Genomic DNA, 24,275 nt, shown 5'->3' on the forward strand with positions numbered 1-24,275 from the left:
ATTGAATTTAATTAATTGTACCGTTCTCTTAACTATTGGATTTAATCTATAAAAAAGAAATTCCATTGTAGTATTTAGATTAAGTTCGGAAAGAACTAGCAGCTTGGCCAGTGGAAAAAGATTATGAGCATTTATTATTTACGTAGTCCATAAAACAAAAAAGCGAACTTTTAATTTGCCCGATTTTTTGTTTCGTTTAAAAATTTTGATTTCAGTGGAGCCGGAGGGACTAGAACCTGCTTGATTAATCCCTATAAATAAAGGCTTCTGAAGCTTTTGGAAATTTACGCTCACCGAACCGGTCTCTTTTTCAAGGATTCGACTAAAAATTACTGAAAAACCACAGTTTTTTTAAGGTTTTTATGTAATTGGTTTATAGTGTTTTATCGTAAATTAGATAATTCCCCCTGCACTTTAAGATAACAACCAATTGTTGAAGATATGAAGCAAAAATCGCTCAGATATTTTGTTTCATGAATTAGTATTTAATTGATGGACTTAGTTTTTGATAATACAAGTAATGATCCACAAACCCATGTTTTTATTATAGGGGTTGGTGGTTATCCTTTTCTAAAGGATGGAGAACAAGAAAAACAACAACTGTTAAACCAAGTTGGTCTGTTAAGACAATTGACGTCCCCTCCGAGATCCGCAATTGCATTTAAAGACGCCATGCTGGAAATCCACCAAAGCAGCAAAATGCGTTTTGCCAAACCCTTGGGTAGCATAGAATTGTTAATATCACCTTCAAAGAGCGACCCTCAACCCGGTAAACCCGGTGAAATATTCGAACCTGCCACTAGGGAAGGTATAGAAGAAGCCTATGATAAGTGGAAACAGCGTTGCAATGCCCATGAAGACAATGTAGCAATATTCTTTTTTAGTGGACATGGGGTAGAAAAAGCGGATCACTATTTGTTAGCAGAGGATTTTGGTAAAAGCCCAAACAATCCATGGATGCAGAGTTTTAACTTTGACAAAACACGAAGAGCGTTTCATGCGGTCAAAGCAAAAACTCAGTGTTTTTTCATAGACTCTTGCAGACAAATCACTGGGGATATGCTGCAGAAAGATTTGCCGGATGTCCCGTTGGATGTCCCAACCTTTCTTGAACCCGATTGCACACATAATTTGACAATTAAAGCAGCCGCTCATAATGAAACCGCTCATGGACCCAAGAGAAAACCCTCATATTTTACCCAAGTATTGTTAAAAGCATTTGAAGGATATGGTGCTTCAAAGGAAAACGGCATATGGTCTGTAACTACAGGAAATATTGCTACGAGAACAGATACCATTTTGGGAATAATAAGACCTGATAAAGTTCAGAAACAACGTTTTCCCACCAATTTTCTTGATTCCACAGAAATCTTGATTCATCAAGATGCTCCATTGGCTCATCTCTCGGTGGAATGTAACCCTAAAAACGCTTGCAAGCATGCCCAATTTCAATGTAAGGACATAAACTCAGGTGATGTTATAAGTCGAGATCCAAATACAAAGTTGGTGTGGGATTTGGAAATCCCTTCCGGGCTCTACAAAATCAGCGCAGCGTTTCCAAACGCTGAATTTAACAATACAAATGAAAACATTTCTGTGGTTCCGCCGAGTTCCAAAGAAATATTAAAATGTCAATAGATGGCGTCAATAGCGATAAATACCATTGCACATAGTAGTGAGTCCCTTGAGATTCCAAAGGAAATACAGATACTCGATTCTAAATTCAATAAAGTTAAGTCGTTTTGGATACAAGGTGGAGATGCGCAAAATGTGGATTTGGACAACGGAATGTATGCTGTGGTCATGACCCTCCCATCTGGTCAAAAATTGGAGGAGGTAATCGAAATAAAATCAGGTTTAAATAAAACTATAAACTTTAATCTTGCGAATTTAAGCAATCATGAAACTCATGAATGGGCTCATCTTTCCAATCAGATAGCCGATACCTCGAAAAGTTTGACCGATTCAAAATATCTGGGATCTTGGATTCGACTTTGGTGTTTTCAGGATAACATTTGGAGGTTAAAGCACATGAACATTTCAGAATTCAGTTCATGGGACGAGGATGGAGTAAGTTATAAACTGGAGGAAGTGGAGCAACAACTACAATTTCTACAGGTTGGAGGTCCAAGAATACCTTGGCGATTTGTTGCACTGCCACCAAGTAACAATGTCATGTGCCTAATCAAACCCAATAATGGTCCCACAAAGGTGGAACATCCCTTTGAAATTACGGTTACTTCGGATAATTGGCAAGCAGAGGCCATTTTAACGTTATTGAGAAATAATGCTACTGCAAAGGCTAAAGAAGTATTTGATACAAATAATTTTGCAGAAAGATTGCTTTATAATAAAGTTTCCAATCCAACCGCTGCCGCAATCGGCGGATATTATTTATTAAAGTTTGAAAAATTTGACCAACTCCATAATTGGGCCAGAAATCTTGCAAATTGGTCAGATTGGTTGCCAGATGGCTCCATCATTTGGGCATGGCAGCTCATTAAACAGGGTAGAAGAACAGGAGGTTTTGACGTCAATGAGGTTCGTAAACGGTTTTTAGAAGCATCACAAAGAGGTCTGCCGATATATACGGAGGGTCTTAGGTTGTTGTGGGAAGGATTAAAAATGCTTTGCTATACAAATAGAGATGATGAAGAGTTAAAATCTGCCTTGGACAGGATTGGAAAGTATGCCGAGGCGGCGGATTGGAGTGCTACTGTAACCACCTTTAATGGAGCTGACTTTTCATCTCCAAGTAAAAAATCCGGACGAGGTACCCCAAGAGACACATCAAACCTTGTTTATATCTATGATGTACCCTCAAAAGTTTTGGTCGATGCAACTTCGTTAACCTCTGATGATGTTATCGAAGTAATTTCCGAAGAAGAATCCCCCACTCGTTTGCAAGTTTCTGGATCCCGTCTTGTTGAACCCAACACAGGTAAAAGCTACAAATCCATATATGAAGCTGTAAAGAAGATAGATAATCTGAAGACATCCAAGAACTGGAATGTAAGATCATCCAATATCGATTTGGATAGTGAAATAGATAGATTTAGAAAAGGCAGATAAACATAAAAGATGATTAAGCTAAAATTTCTTCCTGCGCGTTTTGGTGATTGCATCTGGATTGAATACGGGGATGACACAAAAAGGAGTCGTATTCTAATAGATGGAGGTACTGGGGGCACAAGACATGAAATCAACGAGTTGATTGCAGCCTTACCTGAAGACGAAAGAGATTTCGAACTGGTTGTAGTGACCCACATTGACCAAGACCATATAGAAGGGGTTTTACGTTTATTAGAGGAATCGGACACCCTGAATTTTAAGGTTAGGGATTTCTGGTTTAACGGTTTTGACCATTTACCCAAAGATGAAGACGAGGAGGATTTCGGAGCAGTTCAGGGAGAACGTCTTAGCATACAAATAGTTAAACATGAAATTCCATGGAATATTGATTTTTTGGGAAAGTCCATTATGGCTGGTGATGATGAATTACCCACTATTACATTACCAGGTGGCATGAAGTTGACCTTGTTGTCTCCCGCAGTTGGTCATTTGAATGAACTTAAGAAGCAATGGGTCAAAGAAGTTACAGAAGCCAATATGATTCCGGGTTCGCCCCTGGTCTCAGATAGTGATGAAGACGAAGATGATGAAGAAGATTTTGGAGGGGGTTCCATTCCCGATATTGAAAATCTGGTTTTGAAGGATTTTCATGAAGATGAAGCGGCGGGTAATGGAAGTAGTATTGCATTTTTGGCCGAATTTGACGATAAATCTATGCTCTTTTGTGGGGATGCTTTCCCATCACAATTGTTTAAAGCCCTTGATTTAATATCTCCAACATCAAAAATAAACTTGGATTTAATGAAGGTTTCCCACCATGCGAGTTCACATAACACCAGTCCTGAACTATTGGAGAAAATAAATTGTAAAAAATATGTGATATCCACCAATGGATCAAGGTTTAAACATCCAAAACAAGATACCATTGCCAGAATTATAAAAAAGGCTGGACCAGGAACTCAATTATTCTTCAATTACAAGACCAAATTCAACGATGTGTGGGATATACAATCACTTAAAGATTCCCATGGGTATAATACGGTTTATCCTAATGTAGGGGAAGAAGGCTTAGAAATCAATTTATAGTAATCAATAAAACAATAGAATTATGAGCAGGTTATTTTATGAAACACAAAGGACAACATCAGACGATGATGAAGTATTCGGTGATGCACAAGCAGCAGCTTCACCACCACCCAAAGGAGAGCGAGGGGCTAGATCTTATTTAGAGAAGGTTTCAAAGCTAATACCGGCGGAACTGGTCGCAGGCTATCTTACAATTTTTGGATTAATACCCACAATGGCTAGTGGAGATAACGATACAGGAGGTGATATAAATCTTTACTATTGGTTTATTGGGAGTTACATTTTATTTCAGGTGTTTACCCCCATTTATATTTATCTCCAACGGGAAGCTAATAGGCCATGGGTTGTACATGCGGTATTGTCCTTTTTGGCTTTTGCAGTTTGGGCCTTTGCCACAACTGGGAAAGAATTGGTTGAATGGTACAATGCAGGTATGGCTTCTATTTTTCTTGTGGTATTTAGTTTGATAAGTGGTGTTGTTAAGCTGAATAAATAGCAGAAATAAAGAACTATGTAGTCTAGGTGCTTTAGGTTGGATTAAAGGACTGTTTTAAAGTATAAGAAATGAAGCAAAAAATTTTGTTTTCATTGGATGCCGATGAACTATTGGAGCTAAGGGAATTGCTCCAAAAAAGCAATCTGGCAGGAATGCAAGAGTTGGTTGACCTGGTAGTGGATAAAGGAAACCCGGATGACTATATCAAAAGAAAGGTTTTCGAAGCTTTATCGGATTTAAGTGGTTTTGATATTGAAGATATCAATGAATCCCAAAACTTAAAATTGGATTTAGGGTTAAGCTTATATCACAAGAGATCTCTTAAATCATACTTTCAAAAGATTGTTAAGGACCTAAAATCTGACAAGGTTGTTAAAGTAAAGGAATGTGAAAGGTTGGGAACAGTTAAGGATTGCATCGTTCTGGTAAAATCTAAAGTATGAGAATTGATCAAGGATTACTCTTATTTCTTTTGTTGATGTTCAACACTACTTTTTCGCAAGAAGAGGAGGATAAGCCACGCACCTTTTTTGATAAGTTGATACTAAGAAAATCTTTTGATAGTAAAAATAATATGTCCAAAGCGGCAGTGATAACCTATACCAATCCTAAGAATAACAAAGAATCCTGGTTGTTAAGCGCTGCTATAGGCATAGATCTTTTGGAAAATACAGATAAAATCATCCTTTTAAACCCTTATTTCGAATACCATCGAAATACCTTGGTCGATTCAGAACAGAACAATTGGCAAACAGGATTTTCGCTTGAAATGCAAACCTCAGATTTATCCAAACCTGATAGAAGTTGGTCTCCAGTTATTTTATCATCGCTTAAATTCAACAGAGATCAGGAAAATGAAATTTCATCATTTCAAGGGAATTTATATTTCACACCAATTTTTAAAGGGAAGGCATTGGACCCCAAATTTTTCTGGCTTCCAAATACGACGGTAAATTTTGGAAACCTTTTTCAATTCATCTACACACCATATGTAGGACTGGAAAATGAAAATAGGATTGCTACGGAAACGGAAAGTGCCGAAGGTTATATATATCGCGCTTTGATAAGGATAACTTCCAATATTCTTCTATTCCCCAAAAGTGAAAAATGCAGAGATAAATTTGAGTTCGCCACGGATTGGCAGTACCGATACAATTTTTCCGAAAATGTGGAAGACTTAATTTTTAACGACCATCGGTACTTCACAGTAAGCTTTAACTATATTTTTTTTAGTGCCAATGAAGGCAAAAAATCGGCTAAAATAGGTTTTGACTATACCAATGGAGATAATCCGGCCAAGAATTTTGAAAAACAATCCTTCTATGCGATAAGTCTAAAGCTCAAACTATAGTGAAACTGATAGAATTGAAAGTTCACTGTAGTATTCAATGAATCTTAGATTCAACAATTTGTCAAACAAAAAAACAAACGAAAATGAAAACACTTGAAAATCACGATCATCACCATTGTTCAATCCATTGTATTATGCCTCCGCATATGTTGGAGTCCATTAAAATGAGGGGAACGGACAAGCAGAAGAAAGAAGCAATGGGTCTCGAAAAATTGGCTCATGAAATTAGGGAAAGACGAAATGAATTGATTCCTTCTGGGGGCTTTCAGGTTGCGGATGAGGTATTCGGCATAGCTCCTTTAAATCCTAACAGGGAAGTCTACGATGGTGAAAGTAAAGTAGGTCTCCCTGGTAAATTGGCTAGAAAAGAAGGAGACGGTCCTACTGGAGATCGAGAGGTGGACGAGGCTTTTGATGGAGCTGGCGACACTTTTAGGCTTTTTGCTGATATCTATGGACGCGATTCCTTGGACGGAAACGGAATGAAATTAATATCAACGGTCCATCACCGCAACAATTACGACAATGCGTTTTGGAATGGGTCACAAATGGCATACGGTGATGGCAACTTTTTTGAACCGTTGACTCGATCTCTTACCGTAATTGGGCATGAGCTGAGCCATGGAGTTGTGCAATTCTCTGGTGGACTGATTTATAGAAATCAATCGGGTGCCCTAAATGAGCATTTTGCCGATGTAATGGGCTGCCTTACTGAGCAGCACAAGAAGGATCAGGAGGCATCTGATGCAGATTGGCTGGTGGGAGCAGAGATTATTGGTCCTGGAATCAATGGAGATGCTTTACGTTCTATGAAGACCCCAGGGTTGGCATATAATGATCCTTTGCTTGGTAAAGACCCACAACCGTACCATATGGATCATTATGTGAATACTTCTCAGGACAACGGGGGTGTTCATATAAATTCTGGTATCCCTAACCACGCCTTTTATTTATATGCGGTAATGTTAGGAGGCAAATCTTGGGAGCAAGCAGGACATGTTTGGTATGATGCCCTACAAAATATCAACAATCCGCATGCTACTTTTGTAGATTGGGCTGATGAAACTCTCAATCAGGCATTTGTAAGATTTGGCAATGGAAGCAGGGAATTTTTACTTTTGCGTAGAGCTTGGAAGCTTGTGGGTATTTATTAGTCTATGAATCTATTCAAGTCTGTTTTTTTCATTATTTTAAGCTGTGCGATATTATTCGGGGCAGTTTTGTCTTGCAAAGGACTGCCGGAAAATAGTAAAGAGAACGATTCTATGGATATTGAAAAAAAGGAACCTAATCCTTCTGAACAAACATCAAAAGATGAAATTATTGTTCGACAAAAGGTTTCTGGAGGATTGTTACCTTTTGAAAGGGAATGGGTTTTTTATTCCAATGGGGAGATTCATCATCCTAACGGAGCAGTTTCCAATCTTTCCGAAAGACAACTTAAAAAGCTGGTTTTAAGTTCACAAATGAGGAGAGGGCTGGAAAGCATGGACACTTTGTATTTGGCTCCCATGGGAAGTGCAGATTTCAGCACCATGGAACTTACTTTGTTTGATAGTGACCAAATCCAAAAAATTAGGATAGAAGATGCCAACGATACAATTCCCACTGTTTTTTGGGAATGCTGGGATAACTTTCAAGACCTGGCTCGCAAGAGTTTGGATAGAAGCAAAGAAAAAGACTAGCAACACAATTCCCCACTTATGGAAAGGCTTGGCGCTAGTTTTACATTGTTGATTTTGTTTTCTGTTATTTCGTTGAATACAACTAGGTCATCCATGTCTTCATCTAAGACCATTTCCTTGAATTGATTCCAAGGAAAATTTATACCAGGGTCGGATCTTCTAGAGGGGTCTAGTTTTGCATGAGAGACCACGTCCTCAATATTGGGATATTTCGCCCAACAATATTTTACAATATCAGCGACCATTTTAACCTGCCATTCTGAAAATGGGTCATTTACTTGGGAGTTCACTAGTTCAATTCCAAGAGACCAGTGATTTGTTTTGTTAGTTCCATTATTTACTTCTGGATGCATAACAGAATTTCGTACATGCCATGCAGCGAGTGTTTCTGGAGCAGTTGCCCATATGATTTGCCCGTGTTCCGGTTCGTCCTCATCAGGAATCAACCAATGGAAACTAGCTTTTCCATCTCGCATTACAGATACTGCTCCTGATGAACTATGTCCTGCAGTAGCGTGGATTATCACTCCCTTAATTCCAAAGATTGGGTTGAATAGTCTTTTGGATGTACAATCTTCCCAATAGTCTTTAACACCAGGATACCAGACTTCAGGAATCTTTACGGTCTTATCAAATTGTTTTTTGGGTAATTTAAAATGATATTCTTGAGGATTCATGGGCATTGGTTTTAATATTTTTCAATCTACACTATTGGACCATTAACTTTGTCCAATCCACAACGTTCAATGAACTTATTATTGAAAACCTTCATTACGAGAGGTGTAAGCAATTGGTTTCGTGCATCTATCCAAGACTGTACATTAATCGGACCATACATGTTCTTGACACGGTTTTCGTTAAGATTGAAATTAATTTTCCCCCAATGCAGGGTGTAAGGAACCCCTTCCTGTTCAAATTTGTTCCAAACGGCTTCGTAAAATTCGCGGGCCTTGTTACCATCCACACCATCCATTTCCAAAACACAGGTATTTGCAAATTTGGTGAACCCTAAAGTAGCTTGTGTTCCCTTTACATAACGCAGGGATAAGCCACCAGGAAATGGTTTTTGCTTATTCACTTCAACAATAAGCTCAACCGCCTTTGGCGAATCTTCAATAGCGATTCCAACCGCAGCACTAGCCACCTTACCCCTGAATTTGGTATAGTTGAAAATTTCTTTTACCGTCCCTTGAACAGGGGCCTGAGGTTGAAAAGCGAGATTGAACATGGCATTTACCATTGCAGGTATTAAAAGCCCAGAGCCAGGCAATTTGTCCAGAACTGTTGAAATTATTCCTAAAAGATCATCACCATAGGTGAAATTGTCATCTCGTAGAATTGGAGGATGGGGCACCACAGGTTTTTTGAACATATACTTTAAAAAAGCTCCCTTTGCAGGATTGTTGGCCTCAAAATCATGAATGTTGAACAACACTTCAAAATGGTACATATCCCCATTTTGTCCGGTTCCTGGTAACTGAAGGCCGGAAAAATCCAGGGTCTTCATAGCTTGCTTCAAGGTATCGTCATATGGGATATTGCCCACCCGATGTTCCGTAAGCAAAAATTGGGGCTCGGTCTCTATCATGACCCCATGGATAAACCCAAAACTTCCAAAAGAAACCAGGGCCGCATTGAAAAGGTCATCGTCCTGTATTAGATCAGCGCCCAGCCAATCCACAAATTCCTGTGAAGCAACCGGATAGGAAGCCCGTTCCAGCCAAATATGGGTATTGGGACCCGTCACGAGGTGTAAACCCGCAACAAAATCGGGAATGGCGCCTACATTAAACGCGGCACCATGGGTACCCGTTGAGAGCGCTCCGGCAACCGTTTGACCATTGCTCGCTCCGGACGCTTTGATGGACCTGGGTGGATTTTTGGCATCCAAACGGTTATTGATTTCATAGATGATGGTGCCGCATTGTACAAAATATAGGTCTTCAGGCCCATGGGCATAATTGGCATGTACATACTTTTGGGTCAGGGGGAACGAGAAATTCAAGGAAGCCGTATCAATAAGTCCACCTTCGGTAACCCCTACTTTGGTAAAAGACCAACCGCTGCCCATGGCACGCAGTTTAATATTGTTGTTCAGGGCATGTTGCATTAACCACTGAAAGTTTTCCGTACTCTTTCTGTAGCGCTCTTTATGATTTTGCCCCGGGGGATTTCTTAGTTTGAAAGAAGCATCCTGTACGAGGTTATGGGTGAAATTTTCATGTTTGTTGGTCCATTGCTGAATGGGCAGTTGCGTTATTCCTTCCGGTAACATAGTGTTGTGTTTAGTTGTCCAAATCTCCCTCACCGCCCTGTGGTCTGGCACATCCGTAGATAGCGGTTCTATGGTTCACGATTCCCAAGGTGACCAGACTTAATAGAAAGTCGGGAAAAGAGGTCTTTACCACCGTCCAGCTCATGGCCTGCTCGGCACAGGGACAAATAGTATCTTGTATTTCAGGGTTCGCACTGACTGTTTTGGTACTCCCCGGCGCCACGCCCCACCAATAGCTCCAGCTGGATTTGCGCTGGCATTCCAGATTTTCCATACTGTCCTGATACGGACTGGCTTCTATACGTGTACTCACGCAGGATGACATCAAAAAGATGCTTGCAATGACAGCGGTTATAACCGAGTGTTGGATGCTCCTCATAGCTTAGTTGTTTGTTCCTACCTTGGAGGTGTTCATTTTAATAATTTGATAGTCCTTCAATAAAAAGGGTTCCCTTTTTATGTTTTTGTTCAAAATATTTAGGTTTCTAATGCTGGAATCTATCTTTTTGGCCGTGGATTGGGCACCCTGGCAGCCTTGGATCTGTCCTGCCAGATGGGAAGCAAGCAGGTTTAGGGAATCAATAGCGGTATCTTGATTTTTGATCTGTTCATTCAAGTCCGAGGCCTGTTCCTCAAACTTTTTTTGTTCTTTTAAGAGTTCCTCGGATTGTTGATCGCTTACTTTTATGTTTACGCCAAAAACGTCAATTTCATTACTGTTGTTCAGTAGGTTACCAATTTCAGGTTTAAAGAGCACCAAAGCAGCAATGGCCACAACGGCCCAAATAAGTGTTTTAAAAGGAAAGGTTTTTTTGTCCATGGCCTAACTTTTATAATCCATGAATAAGGTATGGGAAAAGGTTAGTGTATTTTGCTGGACATGTATGAATTGTAGGTTTTTTTGTATGATTTGTGGGAAATATTCCTAATATATTGAAAAAGAATAGGATAAGCATGTTAACTTTCCTAGGAATGGAAGTATAAAGACCAGAACCTAATTCTGGAATAGAGGTGATTACTGGCTTTACAATACTTACATTTTTACAGCTCACCGAATAGCTCACCAAAATCTGAGAATTCAAAAAAACGTACTAAAAAAGCTATTGATGTCAGATTTTAAATTCATTTATAACTAAATAATAAGCAGAAACATTCAAATCTAAGTTTCCATAAAATTTGATGGATTTTGCGCTCGTTTAATAAGTACATAAAGCACCCAGTGTTTACATTTTTTGTACTGCTTGCAGGGCGAAGAATGTAAAGCAATAGGGTAACACGCTAAAACCAACTGACACCAATGATTTTATGGAGCGGTTTCCACAATCAAAACCTGCTTTCTTACCATATCCAAAAACTCGGCATCTTCATTCGGAATCATTTGAGCGGCCATTTCCAAAACAGATAAGATACTCACATCCGGTTCCACAATGGCTGCATGATTGCCAGAATTTTTATTGTCCAAAGCCAAAATACAGACGTTGAGCAACGACTCCAACTTAAAAAGCAGGTCACGGTAACTTTTAAACCTTTGATGAGCGGCACTAAAACCCTTTTTCTAGGGCTTTAACGGCCCAAAATAGGCTATCTAATTTATAAGCATTTGTATATTATAATTAAATTAAGTATATTGTAAAAGTGAAACATATATAATTTACCGAATGAGCTATTACGGGATTACAATTCAGCAATTAAAGATTTTATCATTAATTGAGACGGATGAGAAGTATGGTTATCAAATTCTTAAAGAATTGGATGATCAAATTTTGCTAGGCAGCTTGTACAATAGTTTGAAATCCTTGGAGCGAAAAGGATTTGTCAAATCAAGATGGGGAGATGAAATTAATCAGGCGGGAAGAAGAAAGTATTACCGTATTACTGCAGAAGGGCAAAATTGCTTTGATACACTCAAAGGTGAAATGTTAACCAATTTTGGATTAACCTCAATATAATAGAGAATTATGAATAGGGCACAGCAAAACTTCGCAAACAATTTTCGCCAAAAATACATGTCTTTGGGTTACTCGAGGATAGTTTTTTTGGAGCGTAATTTGTTTCAGGTTTTTGTCTATGCCAACAATCATGATAGATTGATAGGTTATAATGAAAAATATTCCAAGGGAGGGTTTGTCTATGGACTTTGGGATGGTACACCGGACGGTTTTCAATTTCTAAATTTTATTGATGATAATTTGTTTACAGCTTATGATAAACAAAACGGCGAGATTCGGTATGGTGTGCTTTTGAATAACTCTTACAGAATGTTACCCAGTAAGGAAAGACTTTGGGCATTGCATCCCTATTCGTATTATGATACCCGGATGATTTATAAACTTGTTCGTGAATTTTACTCGGAGCTATATTTAAACTCGGATGAATTGGTTCCTGAACCAGCTTTTGCCATGACCCAGACTGGTAGTAATGTTTATGTCCATTCTGATTTGAATTTTTCAACATCCATTCAAGAAAATTACGTAAGTTCTTCAAGAAATAAGGGAGAAATACCGATAATAACTATTTTCAAGTTTTTATTGCCAAAATCTTGCCGGGAAGAGTTTGTGTCCGACATTATGGAAATGATTAACGAGTTGAAAGAAGAGGAAATGGTTCCGGTATATAGAGTAACTGCAATAAGTTTACATATTGCCAGTGTAATCTATCACGGCTTGTTTTTCAAATTGACCGATTACTTTTATCGAGATAAAAAAAAGGGTAAAAAAGGGTAAAAAAGGAAAAAAGAAGAAATAATTATTGGAGTCATATAGTAACCTTAATCAGTTTTTTTTGAATCTAAAGGGGACAAACTTGATTCTAGTGAAATAGGTTGTTACTGGAAAAGCCCTTTGAGGCTTTTTTGCTTTATCACAGTTATTCAATCTGGTATTAATATAGATAAAGGTACACGTTACAAATTACCGTTTTCGCCCAAAAACTTCTCCCTAACCCCACCCAAAAACTCAGCCTCTGCATGCGGAATTATTTGTGCCGCCATCTCCAAAACAGATAAAATGCTCACATCCGACTCTACGATATTTTTATGATTACCAGAATTTTTATTGTCCAAAGCCAAAATGCAGGCGTTGAGCAACGACTCCAACTTAAAAAGAAGGTTGCGGTAGCCTTTAAACCGCAGATGAGTGGCACTATAACCCCTTTTCTTAGGTGTTAACGAACCAAAATAAGTTTCCAAAGGGAGGTCTAGGTTTTACAAGTCAATGATTTTGTCTTTTTCCATAGGATATGATTTGGGTTTGAAGCTAAAGGAAATGGAAAAATCTGAAAAATCCGAGGGCGATAATCCGAACCAAGAAAAGCTTCCCTAAAAAGAAGGTTGTAATATCCTATTAAAAACACTTCACAAGATTTGTGAAGTTAGAGGAGTAAAGCTTTCCCACTTCTTTAATCAGATTGAAAACTAATTAAAATTTAGTTGATTTTTGAAGAAAAATGACTTATCAACAGTCCTTTTGAGTTATCAACTTTAACTTTGAACACAGGTAGCACATAACTCAGCTTTAAAATACGGTATTGGTAGTAAGTAGTACTCTATTTTTATTATTGAAAATTTGAAGGAGTCGAGCTTTCAAATGCTAGTTCTCCCGTTAAAGAGGTCCAAACTCTTTAGTCACTGGCAAATGAATCTTTGGTCGGGTGTCCAAATCCCGGCCCCTTCTTCTTCAAAATTACCTAAATATTTGTCTTTAATAGATTCCTTTTATAAACAATCATCTTTCTTGACAGATAAAGTAGTATGGTAATAGAAATAATGATAGAACAAAAAAGCCACCATAAGGTGGCTAAAAAGTGGAGCCGGAGGGATTCGAACCCTCGTCCAAACAAGCAACATCAATGCTTTCTACATGCGTAGTCCTTGTTCAATTTTCGATACAGAACCGACCAAAGACCGCCTATTCTGCACTTAGCTTCTTAAAGTTTTAGTGGTGTCGCCAAAGCGAACAACACCCTTATGTTGACTTTTCTGGTGCTCCTAAATGGGTCGCCATCAACAAGGGCTACCCAGGAACATCTCGCTTCCCTACCTAGTAAGGACGAGGCTAAATCCTACTATAATTCAGATTAAGCGGCAAGAGCGTAATTATTATCGCCAATTAAAAGTGTGGAAAATGAGATTAACGAGCTGTATCCCAGCGCTCGGCATGCTTACATCGCCATTGGTCTCGCTGTCAAAACCGGTCGGCCCCATAATTCAAAGAACAAATATGGCGTTCCTTTTTATTAAAAAGGGCGGGCTATCGGCTGTACACGGTACTTGCCTCTATCCCTAACGCGGGCGGCAAAGTTAACTTTTATCCATCAAACCAGAAAAAAGTTTGTGCCACCTCTTCAATACCCTTATTTTAGGTCAACAATTATACCAGAATAGATATGAAGTTTGGAATAATAAGAGAACGTAAAAATCCCCCAGATAGGAGAGTGGTACTATCCCCAACGGAGTGCCAAAATGTCCTTTCCGCCTTTCCCGACTCACAAATATTTGTCGAACCATCACCAATTAGGGTATTTACTGATGAAGAATACCAACAAAAGAGTATTTCCGTATCAAAAGAAATGGAAAAATGCGATGTTCTGCTAGGGGTAAAAGAAGTACCCATAGATGCCCTTATTCCCAACAAGAAATACTTTTTCTTTTCCCATACCATAAAAAAGCAGCCCTATAACCGTCCATTGTTAAAAGCAATATTGGAAAAGAACATAGAACTCTATGACCATGAGGTGATTACCAATAGCAAAGGACAACGTTTGGTGGCCTTTGGGCGGTATGCCGGAATTGTGGGAGCTTACAACGGAATGCGGGCGTATGGGTTAAAATTTAATCTATTCAACCTACCCAAAGCGGAAACATTGAAAGACCAAAAGGCATTGATCTCTGAGCTTCAAAAAGTAAAGTTGCCCAACATTAAGATTTTATTGACGGGTAGGGGTAGGGTAGGCAACGGTTCTCGTGAAATGTTGGATGCCATGGGGCTAAAAAAAGTGAACGTATCGGAATACTTAACAGATACATTCAACGAACCTGTATATTGTCAGATAGATGCATCAGAATACAATAAACGTAAGGATGGTGTAAGAGGTAATAAAGCTGATTTTTTTGCTAATCCTCAAGAATATAAATCCAACTTCTTCCGTTTTACAGAAGTAACCGATTTTTATATTGCAGGTCATTTCCATGGCGATGGTGCACCGTTTTTATATACACGTGAAGATGCAAAACATCCAAACTTTAAGATAAAACTGGTCGCGGATATCAGTTGCGATATTGATGGCCCGGTGGCATCAACAATAAAGGCTTCCACTATTGCAGAACCCATTTATGGTTATGATCCAATTACAGAGAAAGAAACTGATTTTAAAAACCCCAATGCTATCGGGGTCATGGCAGTGGATAATTTACCTTGTGAACTGCCTAGGGATGCTAGTACTGGCTTTGGGGAAGCTTTTTCAAAATATGTGATCCCCGCATTTTTCAACAATGATGAAGATGGCATTCTGGAAAGGGCAAGAATGACCAAAAATGGAAGTCTTACAAAAAGGTACGCTTACTTGCAAAAGTACGTTGATGGTCTTGAATAAAAAGTCATTGGTCTAACGACAAAGTAGAACTTTATACCGGTAGTCTTTTTTTCTTATCTTGAGCTTCAATTTTAAACAAACCTGTGAAGTTCAATTGGGTAATTAATGGAGACACTACTCCATCTATTAAAAAAATCTGTATAGATTTAGAATACCGCTTAAGACCCAGAATTACTCAATTCCTATTATCTCGATTGGATAATGAATTATATGGAGACTTTTCAGCCTTCCATTTTGATGTGGACATTAAAAACCAGTGGGTTTGGATTTCAGAAAAAACCCCTCACAACTATATTGACCGTATTCGAGATGATTTTGATAAGGAAATAAATGGCTCCGCATTGTTCTCAGCAGTTTAAACTATTGCTTAACCCAGCGAAAAACGGAAAAGACCATCCAAAGAAAAAAACCAAATGCGAATGTCATCAGCCATACTTTTGTATGGCCCAGACTAAAAAGTATTTCATGGTCAAGGAAAATTATTAGTAGGATTTTTACTTCCTTTGTTCTTAAACAAAACTTAACCAATGAGTAAGTATTATATCTCCTATTTCCTCATCCTTTTTATGAATTTATGCTTTGCTCAGACTACAGCAAATAAGCCTCTTTCGGCAGATTTATTATTTACTAAAGCTACGCAAAGTGATTTTTCAATTTCTCCTGATGGGAAATATTTTATGCAACTTTTAAAGAGTGATGTGTCAAATGAGGTAATAATAGTTGATATAGATAATTATGAGATATTGTACCGAATACCACTAAGAGCTAAACCAGTTTATGATTTACTGTGGTTAACCAATAAACGAATTAGTTATAGTTCCAATGGAAAAATTTATGCAATTGATATTGAAGGGACAAATAATGTCATTCTTGTAAATCATATATTTGATAAAACTCATTATATAAACCGTTATAATAATCGTAAGAAGTATCGATTAAGTAAGATTTTTACCGAACTTAAAGTTAATGAGGATGAGATTTTAGTTCAATCATTAGATTATAAAGGCTACTCTAAAATCAAAAGGGTTAATATCTACACAGGTGAGGAGTTCAGTGTTATAGATGGCGTTTATGATAAAATAAATTCATGGATTGTTGATAAAGAAGGAAGGCCAGCGGTTGGAATCAAAATGAATGAGTTAGGCTGGAAATATTTTGTAAAAGACAGCGAAACCCAAAAATTGGCTCCTTTGCAGATTAATATTTCTGATAAACTCTATAATCTACAATATGAGGCAGGAACCTTTCTAAATCAAAATTTAACTTTTGAAGGAAGCAGTTTTGACAAGGATGTTATCTATTTAACAAGTAATATAAATGATGATAAGCGCAAGCTGATTAGTTATAATTACAAAGAAAAACGAGTTTTAGATACCATTGCTGTAGATAAAAATTGTGATGTTGGGAATCCAGAGGGTACGGAAATACGCATTTTGTATGATTACAAAAACAAAGAATTAGGAGGTGTACGATATGAGGGTGTTACACCAGTTTTTATTCCTTTTTCCAATGATTTTAAAACTGCATATGCTAAGGTAAGAAGAAAATTTAGAACCTATTTTAATGATATCCTTGATGTAGATTCTGATAATAATAGATTTGTTATCCATCAATGGAGTGATAATTATGCCGGTAATATAGGAATTTATAATGTTGTTGAGGATAATTATAAAATAATGATAAACTTTAATGCAGAACTTGATGAGTACGTTTTATCAAAAACAAAAAGTATTGGGATTAAGAACAGAAATGGAAAGCACTTACCTTCTTATCTCAATCTTCCTCCAAACTATAATAAAGATGATGAAAATAATTCTTCACCTTTAATAGTGATTCCTCACGGAGGACCTTGGTCAAGGGATTATTGGGAATTAGACCCTTATGCGCAATACTTTGCCTATCAAGGTTATGCGGTATTGAGAGTTAATTTTCAAGGATCGGTAGGATTTGGGAAAGAACATGTACTTGCTGGTGTTGAAGCTATCAATACCGTGATGATTGATGATATAATTGATGCTAAGAATTACATTCAGGAACACTATAATATTGATACTAAGAGGAGATATGTATTTGGGCATAGTTACGGGGGGTATGCTGCTTATTTAAGCTTGATTAGATACCCAGAAGCTTTTGCTGGTGGAGTTGCCATTGCAGCTCCAACGGATTTAAAAAGCTGGCTAAAAACCCAAAAAGAGGAAGACAACAAGTTTACTTATGAATATTGGAGAACTGTATTGGGGAATAGGGGTAAAAGTTATTATGAAGAGATATCGCCAATTAATTATGTGGATAAAATAACCAAACCAATAATGGTATTTCATGGTAGAAATGACAGGATAGTACCTTTTGAACAAGCAGAAATAATGAGAAAAGAGTTTGAAAAGCGTGGTAGGAAAGACAAATTTACTACTATGGAATTTCTTGGACATAGTATGAGAAACAGCAGTAGTATTGGGTATATTCTAGAGCAGAGTGATAAGTTCTTCAAGAAGTTATAAATTATTTAGAATTCTTTGGAAAGGGAAAAAGATATCCAAAACCATTGAAGTTAATTACGAATGCAAATTTTGAGATTATTCCCGTCCCTAAAATTCATGACCTTTTTGAATCTTAAAAGCTAGTATTGGTTGATTATCCCAAATTAAAACAAGGTCTTTCTTGTCTTGTAATTTTTTATTCAATCTAGACTTGAAAACGTACTCGTTGTTTTCTGTTTTTTTAAGCCGTAGTTTTTTGAGTTCTGAAGTTTCAGATATCCAAAACTGCATATTCTTTTTTTTAGGTAGTTTTTCAAAACGGATAAGAAAATCATTGTCCTTAGAAAGCCTGAGCCAACCATCCATGTTGGATGCCAAAGCAACTCCATTGGCGAAGTAGCCTGGAAAAAAAATTGGGCCATTAAAAAAAGAATCAATATCAACCATGGGTGATAACAATTGCCAATCTGGATTAGCAGGAAAATGTGTCTTTATAAATGAAGAAGGGTGTGTTAAAAAATAATGTTCAGCACTTTCATGTACAATTTTCTTGGAATTAGATTCAAAATAGGCTGATGCCCAAGTTGCATCAATGAATGCCCATTCATTATTTAATTTGACCACATTCCAAGAGTGGTTTTTGAACAGTTGTTCACCTTTAAAGTTTTTTATTTCGGTTTTGGCAATACCCTTAATAATTTGGGAATCAATTCCGAAAGTAAGGCACAGTTTATGCAAAAGCATTGAATATTCTATACAAGTACCTTTTTTTGAACGGAAGGCTTTGGCGATTCGTTTACCGGTATTTTTTTGTATTTGATGATTTCTTCCCCGTTCCGAGAGGTAAACCAAATTTGGTTTGGGTGCAAAAAAAGTGTCCAAAGATTCATCATACCTTATGTTTGATACAATCCATGTAAAAGCCGCTCTCACTCTTTCCGAATTGCTTTCGAAATCGTTTTTTATTCGTATCGATAAATTAGTAAGACTGGAGAACTCGGGATAGTTCTTAACTTTGGAATCTACCTGGTAATAATCCTGTGAAAAACAAATAGAAGTCAAAAAGAAGATAAACACCAATATCAAGTATCTCATTAGTTATAACTTTCTTTAAAGATATGAATCCCGCCGAAAATTACATATTGAACCAACCAGAACCTTTCCGAAGTATTTTATTACACCTACAGGTAGTTATTACAGCCTCCATTCCTAGTGTAGAAATGAAATATAAATGGCGTATTCCCTGCTTTTATGTTGGAAAAAGTCCAATTTGCTATTTGAATGTCTCCCAGAAAAAAGGCTATGTTGATATTGCTTTTTGGAATTCTGCCCATCTCACCAAACATTTGGATAAAATGATTTCCGAAAAACGTAAGGTTGTCAAATCCCTGCGTTATTCAACCTTGGAAGAAATTGAAGACCAAATTTTGGTTGATGTCTTGCAAGAGGCCTTTACTTTGAGAAAGAAAGGATTTTATAAGAAAAGTGATTTAAGTTAAAGTGAGTTCACAACCTTTCGGATAGCCACCAAATCCGTCAATAGTTTTTCAAGCAAGCCCAAATCCAGCATATTGGCCCCATCGCTTTTTGCATTTTTTGGGTCAAAATGGGTTTCCATAAAGAGTCCGTCCACCCCTGCTGCAATACCAGCTCTGGCCATGGTTCCTATTAAGGCAGGTCGGCCCCCGGTAACCCCAGAGGACTGATTGGGTTGTTGCAGCGAATGTGTAATATCTAAAACTACTGGTGCGTATTGTTTCATGGTAGGAATCCCTCTAAAATCCACCACCATATCCTGATAGCCGAACATGGTTCCACGGTCTGTGATCCAAACTTGGTCATTTCCAGAATCCGTTACTTTTTTAACAGCATGTTGCATACTCTCCGGGCTCATGAATTGCCCTTTTTTAAGGTTGACCACTTTGCCCGTTTTGGCAGCTGCGACTACCAAATCGGTCTGTCTAACCAAAAATGCGGGTATTTGCAGTACATCCACATAGTCGGCAGCCATAGCAGCATCCTGTTCGGTATGAATATCTGTAATTGTGGGAACTTTAAAGGTTTCGGAAACTTTTCTAAGGATTTTTAAAGCTTTTTCATCTCCAATTCCGGTAAAAGAATCAATTCTACTCCGATTGGCTTTTTTAAAACTTCCTTTAAAAACATATGGAATTTTAAGCGTTTCGGTAATCTTGACCACTTTTTCAGCTATTCGTAATGCCATTTCTTCTCCTTCAATGGCACAGGGGCCTGCCAGTAAGAAAAAGTTATCTCCGTTGGTGTGTTTTATCTGTGGAATAAACTCCAAATTCATGCCTCTTTTATTTGATTGCAAAGATACTGGTTTTAGTTTCTGAACCATTCTTGCGAATTGTCTCAAAATCAACAAGATAAAAATAACATTCCTTTAGGTTGTCATGCAAAGAAATCGGAGTATCTTTGCGGGCTTAAAAATAGGGTTATGTCTAAAATCAAGAATATTGCCATCATTGCACACGTTGACCACGGTAAAACTACACTGGTGGATAAAATCATGTTTCATTGTCAATTATTCCGTGATAATGAGAATAAAGGTGATTTGATTTTGGACAATAATGACCTGGAACGAGAGCGGGGAATTACCATTGTTTCCAAGAATGTTTCCGTTGTTTACAAAGACACAAAAATAAATATCATTGATACCCCTGGTCACGCCGATTTTGGAGGCGAAGTTGAGCGGGTTTTGAATATGGCCGATGGGGTTTTGCTGTTGGTGGATGCCTTTGAAGGGCCAATGCCCCAAACTCGATTTGTACTGCAAAAAGCTATCGATTTGGGATTGAAACCATGCGTGGTCATCAATAAAGTGGACAAAGAAAACTGTACTCCGGAAGAAGTACATGAAAAAGTTTTTGACCTCATGTTTGAATTGGGAGCAGAAGAGTGGCAATTGGATTTTCCAACGGTATATGGTTCGGCCAAACAGAATTGGATGAGCGAGGATTGGGAAAAACCAACTGAAAATATAGAACCTCTTTTGGATATGGTTATTGACCATGTTCCAGAATTCAAACCAGAAGAAGGCTCAACCCAAATGCTGATTACTTCACTGGATTTTTCATCTTTTACAGGTAGAATTGCCATTGGAAGATTACAACGCGGTACTTTAAAGGAAAACCAGCAAATTTCTTTGGTAAAAAGGGATGGAGCAATAGTAAAAACAAAAGTAAAAGAGCTTTTTACATTTGAGGGATTGGGTCGTAAAAAAGTACAGGAAGTGGTTGCTGGTGATATTTGCGCCATTGTTGGAATGGAAGGTTTTGAAATTGGTGATACCGTTGCCGATATTGAAAACCCCGAAAAACTAAAGACCATTGCCATTGATGAGCCTACCATGAGTATGCTGTTTACCATTAATGATAGCCCGTTTTTTGGTAAGGATGGAAAATTTGTGACCTCAAGGCATATAAAGGAACGCCTGGAAAAAGAGTTGGAGAAAAACTTGGCACTGCGTGTTGAAGAAACTGATAGTGCGGATAAATTTATGGTTTTTGGCCGTGGTGTTTTGCACCTTTCGGTATTAATCGAAACCATGCGTAGGGAAGGATATGAGCTTCAAATTGGTCAGCCTCAGGTAATCATTAAGGAAGTTGATGGTGTAAAATACGAACCGGTTGAACATTTGACCATTGATTTACCAGAAGAAGTATCTGGAAAGGCAGTAGAAATGGTATCCATCAGAAAAGGGGAGATGACCAGTATGGAAGCCAAGGGTTCCAGAATGCTCTGTGAGTTCTTGATTCCTTCCAGAGGAATAATAGGCCTTAGAAATCAATTGTTGACCGCAACTGCAGGTGAAGCAATTATGGCGCACCGTTTTCTTGAATATCAACCTTTAAAAGGAGAAATCGCACAACGTCAGAACGGTTCCTTGGTTTCTATGGAAAATGGTACAGCAATTCCATATTCAATTGATAAATTACAGGAAAGAGGTAAATTCTTTATCGACCCGGGAGAAGATATTTATGAAGGACAGGTGATAGGTGAGAATTCGCGCGGAGATGATATGACGGTAAATGTGACCAAGACTAAAAAACTGTCCAATGTACGGTCTTCAGGTGCCGACGATAAGGCAAAGATTGTTCCCGCAATTAAGTTTTCATTGGAGGAAGCTTTGGAATATATTCAGAAAGATGAATATGTTGAAGTTACCCCAAGTCATCTTAGGCTCCGTAAGATTTTCCTAAAGGAAGTAGATAGAAAGCGTAATAAGATTGATTAAACTTTTTGGCTCAAATGTCCATGGTGTTGCTCTCGTAAACAAGCAATGGCAGCTCCAATAATGCCAGCGTGGTTCATGAGTTCCGCTTTGACGACTTCAGTTTCAATAGTTATCAAATGGCTAAATTCCTTCCACTTTTTTGAGGTTCCTCCGCCAACAATAATAAGGTCTGGAGAAACAATCAATTCTACTAAGCCTAGGAATTTATTAAATCGTTTGCTCCATCTTTCAAACGAAAGACCTTCTCTTTCCTTTGCAGATGCGGCTGCCCATTGTTCAATCTTTTTATATTTTTTATAAGGAATTTGACCCAATTCAAAATTGGGAAGCAATACGCCATTATAAAATGCGCCACTTCCTAATCCAGTGCCAATGGTAATCATAAGAACAAGACCACTTCTTCCTTTTCCAACACCATAGTTCATTGAGGCATATCCTGCGGCATCGGCATCATTCAAAACTGTAAATTCATGGCCAGTGACCTTTGTGAACAGTTCATCAATATTTACCCCGACCCAACTAGGGTGTAAGTTTCCTGCAGATAAACAAACTCCATTTTTAACAATGCTAGGGAAACCACAACCCACGGGACCGCTATACTTAAAATGTGCTACAATTTGGGAAATAACTTCAGCCATGTCTCCAGGTTTTCGCGAAGCAGGAGTGGGAATACGATATCTTTCTGTAAGCATTTCTCCAGTTTCGGCGTTTACCAATGCACCTTTAATGCCCGATCCGCCTATATCAATACCAAGAATTTCCATAAAAGGAAGAAAATTAAATTTTGACAAATAAACAAAAACTTTTGGCGGTCAAAGAGTTAACTCGATAACAATAATTAAAAATTTGTTAACTGTTCTTTTTTGATGGTTGAATGTAATAATCAATAGAATTAAGGGAGTGGTCTGGATCAATGAAATCCAAAATGCTATCAATTAATTTTCCAAACCCAGATAATGTGCCCAATTGCTTGTTTTTTCCTAGCGCACTGGAAATGGTCTCATCCCTGTTTCCAAATTCGTATCCACCTTCTTTTATCCATAATAGATTAAAAAGATGTTGCATCATCACATTACCCAACTGATCAATTGAAATTGCCATTTTTAATGCAAATTCTCCAATTCCATGTACCCCTTTGGTTAATAGTTGTTGAAGAAAACCGCATAGAAGTCCTATCGGCCCGGTTAGAATCATCAGAATAATGGAGATAAAGAAAAGAAGGACCCCTATAACAGGGTTTGAGTTTTTATCCCTTGCGCAGTCTTTTTTTTTAATGATCATGTTGAAGTTGCTTTTTGGATGACCTCAAAAACCTTGCTTCCATCACATTTTAATGTTTTATGGGGATATTTTAAAATTAGTGCGTAATCATGTGTGGCCATAATAATTGTTCGCCCATTTTGATTAATGTCCTGAAGAACTTTCATGACTTCAACGCTGGTTTGAGGGTCAAGGTTTCCAGTAGGTTCGTCAGCAAGAATCAATTCAGGGTCATTCAAGAGGGCCCGAGCAATTGCAATACGTTGCTGTTCTCCACCTGAAAGTTCATGGGGAAATTTAAAACCTTTGGTTTTCATTCCTACCTTATCCAAAACCTCTTCAATTTTGGAATCCATTTTAGAAGCATCGGTCCATCCGGTTGCTTTTAGTACAAAACGCAGATTGTTATTTACATTACGATCAGGCAATAGTTTAAAATCCTGAAAAACAATACCAAGCTTTCTTCTTAAAAAAGGAATGTCTTTTTCTTGTAAGTTTTTCAAACCAAAATCCACCACACTTCCAGACCCTTGTTTTAAAGGGATGTCGGCGTACAACGTTTTCATAAAACTACTTTTGCCGCTACCTGTTTTTCCTATAATGTAAACGAATTCTCCTTTTTTGACTTCTAAGGTGATGTCTTTTAAAATGAGATTTTCATTTTGAAAAACGGCTACGTCCTTTAATTTTAAAATAGTATCTGACATAATTCTGCTTTGAGAA

The 24,275-nt window shown here is 37.9% G+C and carries 26 protein-coding genes and 1 other RNA gene; 15 read left to right on the forward strand and 12 right to left on the reverse strand.

Annotated elements, in window-relative coordinates; genetic code table 11:
• Positions 1-492: 492 nt before the first annotated feature.
• The 8 genes from AAY42_RS16665 to AAY42_RS16700 all read left to right on the forward strand — a co-directional run bounded on the left by AAY42_RS16665 (position 493) and on the right by AAY42_RS16700 (position 7,690).
• Positions 493-1,638 carry a caspase family protein gene (locus AAY42_RS16665; RefSeq protein WP_055397253.1) on the forward strand — a complete coding sequence of 382 codons (1,146 nt, stop codon included), beginning with the start codon at positions 493-495 and terminating at the stop codon, positions 1,636-1,638.
• Positions 1,639-3,072, forward strand: coding sequence for a hypothetical protein (locus tag AAY42_RS16670; RefSeq protein WP_055397256.1), 1,434 nt, complete (start codon positions 1,639-1,641; stop codon positions 3,070-3,072). It abuts the gene before it with no gap.
• 9 nt (positions 3,073-3,081) lie between these two features.
• Complete coding sequence (locus tag AAY42_RS16675) at positions 3,082-4,158, forward strand: ComEC/Rec2 family competence protein (protein ID WP_055397258.1); 1,077 nt, start codon at positions 3,082-3,084, stop codon at positions 4,156-4,158.
• Between the two features lie 22 nt (positions 4,159-4,180).
• Entirely contained in the window at positions 4,181-4,654 is a 474-nt protein-coding gene (locus AAY42_RS16680; protein ID WP_055397260.1) for a hypothetical protein, read from the forward strand.
• 68 nt (positions 4,655-4,722) lie between these two features.
• Positions 4,723-5,097 (forward strand): hypothetical protein, encoded by a 375-nt coding sequence (locus AAY42_RS16685; RefSeq protein WP_055397262.1) that lies wholly within the window; start codon positions 4,723-4,725, stop codon positions 5,095-5,097.
• Positions 5,094-6,005: a hypothetical protein gene (locus AAY42_RS16690; protein ID WP_139063756.1), complete on the forward strand. Its 912-nt coding sequence runs from the start codon at positions 5,094-5,096 to the stop codon at positions 6,003-6,005. Before AAY42_RS16685 ends, AAY42_RS16690 begins: the two co-directional genes overlap by 4 nt.
• An 83-nt stretch (positions 6,006-6,088) precedes the next feature.
• The gene (locus AAY42_RS16695; protein WP_082433484.1) at positions 6,089-7,159 is read left to right on the forward strand and encodes a M4 family metallopeptidase; all 1,071 of its coding nucleotides are present in this window, start codon (positions 6,089-6,091) and stop codon (positions 7,157-7,159) included.
• Positions 7,160-7,270: 111 nt separating this feature from the next.
• On the forward strand, positions 7,271-7,690 hold the full coding sequence (locus AAY42_RS16700) for a hypothetical protein (RefSeq protein WP_139063757.1): 420 nt from the start codon (positions 7,271-7,273) through the stop codon (positions 7,688-7,690).
• On the opposite strand, the gene AAY42_RS16705 is transcribed toward AAY42_RS16700, so the two are convergent.
• From AAY42_RS16705 to AAY42_RS18185, 5 genes are all read right to left on the reverse strand, one after another.
• Positions 7,687-8,367 carry an N-acetylmuramoyl-L-alanine amidase gene (locus tag AAY42_RS16705; protein WP_222836844.1) on the reverse strand — a complete coding sequence of 227 codons (681 nt, stop codon included), beginning with the start codon at positions 8,365-8,367 and terminating at the stop codon, positions 7,687-7,689. The two genes, AAY42_RS16700 and AAY42_RS16705, sit on opposite strands and share 4 nt — an antisense overlap.
• A 26-nt stretch (positions 8,368-8,393) precedes the next feature.
• Positions 8,394-9,965 (reverse strand): FAD-binding protein, encoded by a 1,572-nt coding sequence (locus AAY42_RS16710; RefSeq protein WP_055397272.1) that lies wholly within the window; start codon positions 9,963-9,965, stop codon positions 8,394-8,396.
• 10 nt (positions 9,966-9,975) lie between these two features.
• Positions 9,976-10,344 carry a hypothetical protein gene (locus AAY42_RS16715; protein WP_139063758.1) on the reverse strand — a complete coding sequence of 123 codons (369 nt, stop codon included), beginning with the start codon at positions 10,342-10,344 and terminating at the stop codon, positions 9,976-9,978.
• A gap of 3 nt (positions 10,345-10,347) precedes the next feature.
• A complete protein-coding gene (locus tag AAY42_RS16720; RefSeq protein ID WP_055397276.1) occupies positions 10,348-10,785 on the reverse strand; it encodes a hypothetical protein in 438 nt (145 codons plus the stop codon).
• A gap of 483 nt (positions 10,786-11,268) precedes the next feature.
• The gene (locus AAY42_RS18185; RefSeq protein WP_175288780.1) at positions 11,269-11,460 is read right to left on the reverse strand and encodes a hypothetical protein; all 192 of its coding nucleotides are present in this window, start codon (positions 11,458-11,460) and stop codon (positions 11,269-11,271) included.
• A gap of 163 nt (positions 11,461-11,623) precedes the next feature.
• On the opposite strand from AAY42_RS18185, the gene AAY42_RS16725 reads away from it, so the two are divergent.
• Both AAY42_RS16725 and AAY42_RS16730 read left to right on the forward strand, forming a co-directional pair.
• Entirely contained in the window at positions 11,624-11,914 is a 291-nt protein-coding gene (locus tag AAY42_RS16725; RefSeq protein WP_055397278.1) for a PadR family transcriptional regulator, read from the forward strand.
• Between the two features lie 57 nt (positions 11,915-11,971).
• The gene (locus AAY42_RS16730; protein ID WP_139063760.1) at positions 11,972-12,688 is read left to right on the forward strand and encodes a hypothetical protein; all 717 of its coding nucleotides are present in this window, start codon (positions 11,972-11,974) and stop codon (positions 12,686-12,688) included.
• Between the two features lie 179 nt (positions 12,689-12,867).
• On the opposite strand, the gene AAY42_RS16735 is transcribed toward AAY42_RS16730, so the two are convergent.
• Together AAY42_RS16735 and ssrA are read right to left on the reverse strand one after the other, a co-directional pair.
• Positions 12,868-13,152 carry a hypothetical protein gene (locus AAY42_RS16735; protein WP_055397282.1) on the reverse strand — a complete coding sequence of 95 codons (285 nt, stop codon included), beginning with the start codon at positions 13,150-13,152 and terminating at the stop codon, positions 12,868-12,870.
• Between the two features lie 612 nt (positions 13,153-13,764).
• Positions 13,765-14,164, reverse strand: a transfer-messenger RNA (tmRNA) gene (gene ssrA / locus AAY42_RS18000).
• Between the two features lie 184 nt (positions 14,165-14,348).
• Between ssrA and AAY42_RS16740 the strand changes: the two genes are divergently transcribed.
• From AAY42_RS16740 to AAY42_RS16750, 3 genes are all read left to right on the forward strand, one after another.
• Positions 14,349-15,554, forward strand: coding sequence for an NAD(P)-dependent oxidoreductase (locus AAY42_RS16740; RefSeq protein WP_055397284.1), 1,206 nt, complete (start codon positions 14,349-14,351; stop codon positions 15,552-15,554).
• Positions 15,555-15,637: 83 nt separating this feature from the next.
• Complete coding sequence (locus AAY42_RS16745) at positions 15,638-15,913, forward strand: hypothetical protein (RefSeq protein ID WP_055397286.1); 276 nt, start codon at positions 15,638-15,640, stop codon at positions 15,911-15,913.
• Between the two features lie 168 nt (positions 15,914-16,081).
• Positions 16,082-18,052, forward strand: a complete 1,971-nt coding sequence (locus AAY42_RS16750) for an alpha/beta hydrolase family protein (protein WP_082433486.1) — start codon at positions 16,082-16,084, stop codon at positions 18,050-18,052.
• An 87-nt stretch (positions 18,053-18,139) separates the two neighbouring features.
• Here the strand turns inward: AAY42_RS16750 and AAY42_RS16755 are convergent, their stop codons facing one another.
• Positions 18,140-19,126 (reverse strand): transglutaminase domain-containing protein, encoded by a 987-nt coding sequence (locus AAY42_RS16755; protein WP_055397290.1) that lies wholly within the window; start codon positions 19,124-19,126, stop codon positions 18,140-18,142.
• A gap of 23 nt (positions 19,127-19,149) precedes the next feature.
• On the opposite strand from AAY42_RS16755, the gene AAY42_RS16760 reads away from it, so the two are divergent.
• Positions 19,150-19,530: a DUF1801 domain-containing protein gene (locus tag AAY42_RS16760; protein ID WP_055397291.1), complete on the forward strand. Its 381-nt coding sequence runs from the start codon at positions 19,150-19,152 to the stop codon at positions 19,528-19,530.
• On the opposite strand, the gene kdsA is transcribed toward AAY42_RS16760, so the two are convergent.
• Complete coding sequence (kdsA, locus tag AAY42_RS16765) at positions 19,527-20,345, reverse strand: 3-deoxy-8-phosphooctulonate synthase (RefSeq protein WP_055398012.1); 819 nt, start codon at positions 20,343-20,345, stop codon at positions 19,527-19,529. The two genes, AAY42_RS16760 and kdsA, sit on opposite strands and share 4 nt — an antisense overlap.
• Before the next feature lie 147 nt (positions 20,346-20,492).
• Here kdsA and typA point away from each other — a divergent pair, with 147 nt between their 5' ends.
• Positions 20,493-22,292 (forward strand): translational GTPase TypA, encoded by a 1,800-nt coding sequence (gene typA, locus AAY42_RS16770; RefSeq protein ID WP_055397293.1) that lies wholly within the window; start codon positions 20,493-20,495, stop codon positions 22,290-22,292.
• Here the strand turns inward: typA and ppgK are convergent.
• The 3 genes from ppgK to AAY42_RS16785 all read right to left on the reverse strand — a co-directional run bounded on the left by ppgK (position 22,289) and on the right by AAY42_RS16785 (position 24,259).
• Positions 22,289-23,056, reverse strand: coding sequence for a polyphosphate--glucose phosphotransferase (gene ppgK / locus AAY42_RS16775; RefSeq protein ID WP_055397295.1), 768 nt, complete (start codon positions 23,054-23,056; stop codon positions 22,289-22,291). The two genes, typA and ppgK, sit on opposite strands and share 4 nt — an antisense overlap.
• Before the next feature lie 85 nt (positions 23,057-23,141).
• Positions 23,142-23,573 (reverse strand): hypothetical protein, encoded by a 432-nt coding sequence (locus AAY42_RS16780; RefSeq protein ID WP_055397297.1) that lies wholly within the window; start codon positions 23,571-23,573, stop codon positions 23,142-23,144.
• Positions 23,570-24,259, reverse strand: a complete 690-nt coding sequence (locus tag AAY42_RS16785) for a cell division ATP-binding protein FtsE (RefSeq protein ID WP_055397299.1) — start codon at positions 24,257-24,259, stop codon at positions 23,570-23,572. Before AAY42_RS16785 ends, AAY42_RS16780 begins: the two co-directional genes overlap by 4 nt.
• Positions 24,260-24,275: the final 16 nt, after the last annotated feature.

Origin of the sequence: Flagellimonas eckloniae, from assembly GCF_001413955.1 — a bacterium.
Classification (GTDB): domain Bacteria; phylum Bacteroidota; class Bacteroidia; order Flavobacteriales; family Flavobacteriaceae; genus Flagellimonas; species Flagellimonas eckloniae.

Bases quoted from the DNA above. Each gene is read 5' to 3' on its own strand.
- AAY42_RS16685 (WP_055397262.1), top strand. From the start codon at position 4,723: ATGAAGCAAAAAATTTTGTTTTCATTGGATGCCGATGAACTATTGGAG.
- AAY42_RS16710 (WP_055397272.1), bottom strand. From the start codon at position 9,965: ATGTTACCGGAAGGAATAACGCAACTGCCCATTCAGCAATGGACCAAC.
- AAY42_RS16740 (WP_055397284.1), top strand. From the start codon at position 14,349: ATGAAGTTTGGAATAATAAGAGAACGTAAAAATCCCCCAGATAGGAGA.
- AAY42_RS16670 (WP_055397256.1), top strand. From the start codon at position 1,639: ATGGCGTCAATAGCGATAAATACCATTGCACATAGTAGTGAGTCCCTT.
- AAY42_RS16680 (WP_055397260.1), top strand. From the start codon at position 4,181: ATGAGCAGGTTATTTTATGAAACACAAAGGACAACATCAGACGATGAT.
- AAY42_RS16755 (WP_055397290.1), bottom strand. From the start codon at position 19,126: ATGAGATACTTGATATTGGTGTTTATCTTCTTTTTGACTTCTATTTGT.
- typA (WP_055397293.1), top strand. From the start codon at position 20,493: ATGTCTAAAATCAAGAATATTGCCATCATTGCACACGTTGACCACGGT.
- AAY42_RS16695 (WP_082433484.1), top strand. From the start codon at position 6,089: ATGAAAACACTTGAAAATCACGATCATCACCATTGTTCAATCCATTGT.
- AAY42_RS16725 (WP_055397278.1), top strand. From the start codon at position 11,624: ATGAGCTATTACGGGATTACAATTCAGCAATTAAAGATTTTATCATTA.
- AAY42_RS16690 (WP_139063756.1), top strand. From the start codon at position 5,094: ATGAGAATTGATCAAGGATTACTCTTATTTCTTTTGTTGATGTTCAAC.
- AAY42_RS16780 (WP_055397297.1), bottom strand. From the start codon at position 23,573: ATGATCATTAAAAAAAAAGACTGCGCAAGGGATAAAAACTCAAACCCT.
- AAY42_RS16760 (WP_055397291.1), top strand. From the start codon at position 19,150: ATGAATCCCGCCGAAAATTACATATTGAACCAACCAGAACCTTTCCGA.
- ppgK (WP_055397295.1), bottom strand. From the start codon at position 23,056: ATGGAAATTCTTGGTATTGATATAGGCGGATCGGGCATTAAAGGTGCA.
- AAY42_RS16720 (WP_055397276.1), bottom strand. From the start codon at position 10,785: ATGGACAAAAAAACCTTTCCTTTTAAAACACTTATTTGGGCCGTTGTG.
- AAY42_RS16715 (WP_139063758.1), bottom strand. From the start codon at position 10,344: ATGAGGAGCATCCAACACTCGGTTATAACCGCTGTCATTGCAAGCATC.
- AAY42_RS16705 (WP_222836844.1), bottom strand. From the start codon at position 8,367: ATGAATCCTCAAGAATATCATTTTAAATTACCCAAAAAACAATTTGAT.
- AAY42_RS16730 (WP_139063760.1), top strand. From the start codon at position 11,972: ATGTCTTTGGGTTACTCGAGGATAGTTTTTTTGGAGCGTAATTTGTTT.
- AAY42_RS16785 (WP_055397299.1), bottom strand. From the start codon at position 24,259: ATGTCAGATACTATTTTAAAATTAAAGGACGTAGCCGTTTTTCAAAAT.
- AAY42_RS16675 (WP_055397258.1), top strand. From the start codon at position 3,082: ATGATTAAGCTAAAATTTCTTCCTGCGCGTTTTGGTGATTGCATCTGG.
- kdsA (WP_055398012.1), bottom strand. From the start codon at position 20,345: ATGAATTTGGAGTTTATTCCACAGATAAAACACACCAACGGAGATAAC.
- AAY42_RS16700 (WP_139063757.1), top strand. From the start codon at position 7,271: ATGGATATTGAAAAAAAGGAACCTAATCCTTCTGAACAAACATCAAAA.
- AAY42_RS16750 (WP_082433486.1), top strand. From the start codon at position 16,082: ATGAGTAAGTATTATATCTCCTATTTCCTCATCCTTTTTATGAATTTA.
- AAY42_RS16665 (WP_055397253.1), top strand. From the start codon at position 493: ATGGACTTAGTTTTTGATAATACAAGTAATGATCCACAAACCCATGTT.